The sequence below is a fragment of the Paeniroseomonas aquatica genome, assembly GCF_030409335.1.
GTDB lineage: Bacteria > Pseudomonadota > Alphaproteobacteria > Acetobacterales > Acetobacteraceae > Belnapia > Belnapia aquatica.
In genome coordinates this window covers 1-2,087 of record NZ_JAUFPN010000131.1, presented here as the reverse complement: position 1 = coordinate 2,087, position 2,087 = coordinate 1, and the positions used below count along the sequence as shown (strand labels likewise).

Here is a 2,087-nt window from a genome sequence, read left to right as displayed (position 1 = left end):
GGTTGGTTGTAGCTCCCGGTCTCATGCTGGATTGGCACGGCATCGAGGGCCTGGTCGAGACGCTCGGCCGCAATGGGGTGACTTCGAACTATCGTGCCGACTTGGCGCCCTACACTGCCGAGCTCGTTCGTGACCTAGGACGTGGCCGCGCCGTGTTCACGCAGCCGCCCATGCCCATCAAGTGCGCGGGCGCACCGCAGAAGGCGATGTATCTCTCGGCCGACCTCTGGCGCAAGGCAGGCCGCCTACGGGACATGCAGATCGACTTCTTCAGCGCCGGTGCTGTGCTCTTTGGGGTCAAGGACTACGTGCCTGCCCTTATGCGCCAAGTGAAACGCTATGGCATCAACCTGCACTTGCAGCACACCATCACCCGCATCGACGGGCCGAGCCGCACCGCCTGGTTCACCCGGACGGCGCCGGACGGCGCAAAGAGTGAGATCGAGGTGCAGTTCGACATGATCCATGTCGTTCCTCCCCAAAAGTCGCCGGATTTCCTGCGTGTCTCGCCGCTTGCCGATGCGGCGGGCTGGCTTGATGTCGACGCTGGCACCCTCAGGCACAGGAGCTTCAAGCACGTGTATGGCTTGGGTGACGCCTGCAATGCGCCGAACGCTAAGACCGCCGCCGCCGCTCGCAAGCAGGCCCCGGTGGTCGCCCATAACCTGCTGAAGGACATGGGGCTGATCAGGGCGCCAGATGCGGTCTACGACGGCTATGGATCCTGTCCGCTAACGGTCGAGCGTGGTCGCGTCCTTCTCGCTGAGTTCGGCTACGGGGGCCGGCTCATGCCGAGCTTTCCCGCGTGGCTCATCGACGGCACCAAACCGAGCCGCCTGGCCTGGTTACTCAAGGAGCGCATCCTGCCCCTGATCTACTGGAAAGGCATGCTTAAGGGCCGGGAATGGCTGGCACGCCCACGTCTAGCTGATTAGCCGCTGCAAAACCCCGCCAGCGATCCACCAAGGCGACCCCTCAAACGAGCCGTCGGAACTCGGAAAAAGCCAGATCATGCGCACGCCATCCATTATGACAGTCTCGCTGGTCTCGGTCGGCTTGACCGCAATCCTGCTATCTCTCCATCAGCGTCCTCCTGCACGGATTATCGAGCCGCGGACTCCGGTGCGGCAAGCCACGCCTGCTGCGGTCACGCAACAAGCGGCGCCGCCTCGAGCTATCGTAGCGGCGCCTGGAGGCGGTTCGCCCGCTGCGGCACCTGCACCGTCGCCGCCTGCTGCTGCGTCCTGGGAGGTACCAGACCCGGACGCGTTGCCCGCCCATGACATCTTCGGCCAGACTGTTCGGCGTGGCCGAGATCTGATCTCGCGGACATCGTCACTTATTGGCCCGGACGCGCAAGATCCAGCTATGCGCTTCGCCGGGAACGGACTGACGTGCCAATCCTGCCACCTGCAGGCGGGAACCCAGCAATACGGCCTGCCCCTCGCGGGGGTCTGGGGGGTCTTCCCGCAATACATTGGGCGGGAGAATGAGGTTCGCACGCTGCAGGAGCGCGTCAACGGCTGCATGGAGCGCAGCATGAACGGCCGGGCGCTGCCCGTGGACGGTCCGGAGATGAAGGCAATCGTCACATATGTTCGCTACATCAGCGAAGCGCAGCAGGTTGGCAGGTCGCTCGAAGGCCGTGGCGCACCCCCCCTACCGCTGCCGGCACGCGCCGCCGACCCAGAACGGGGCCGCGAGGTCTTTGCCTCCACCTGCGCCTCCTGCCATGGCGAGGATGGCCAGGGACAACGCCTGGAAGCGGCGGAAGCGGCAGAGCAAGGCAAGCGGTACCAGTTCCCACCGCTCTGGGGGCCTGACAGCTACAACGATGGCGCAGGGATGGCCCGCACAATCACCGCGGCTCGCTTCGTCCACGCCAACATGCCGGTCGTGTCCCCCGGCGTGGTGTAGGAGCGGTGCTCCTCAGCGGGCTGAGCCGCCGTGTCAGGTCGCCGCAGCGGGCAGGCTGACGGAGGGAGTATTGCTCACGGCGCCGATGGTCTCCAGCGTCATATAACGGGAGCGCTGGGTGGCCCATTCGTCGGACTGCTCGAGGAGCAGAGCCCCGACGAGGCGGGTGA

At 65.5% G+C, this 2,087-nt stretch carries 2 protein-coding genes and 1 pseudogene; 2 read left to right on the top strand and 1 reads right to left on the bottom strand.

From position 1 onward, the window contains the following. On the top strand, positions 1 to 935 hold a 935-nt coding region (locus QWZ14_RS12135), incomplete at its 5' end, for an NAD(P)/FAD-dependent oxidoreductase (protein WP_290316932.1). 433 nt (positions 936 to 1,368) lie between these two features. Then, positions 1,369 to 1,917 (top strand): c-type cytochrome, encoded by a 549-nt coding sequence (locus QWZ14_RS12130; RefSeq protein ID WP_290316931.1) that lies wholly within the window; start codon positions 1,369 to 1,371, stop codon positions 1,915 to 1,917. Positions 1,918 to 1,950: 33 nt separating this feature from the next. Here QWZ14_RS12130 and QWZ14_RS12125 read toward each other — a convergent pair. Further along, positions 1,951 to 2,087, bottom strand: a pseudogene (locus QWZ14_RS12125) (IS256 family transposase); the annotation flags it as partial.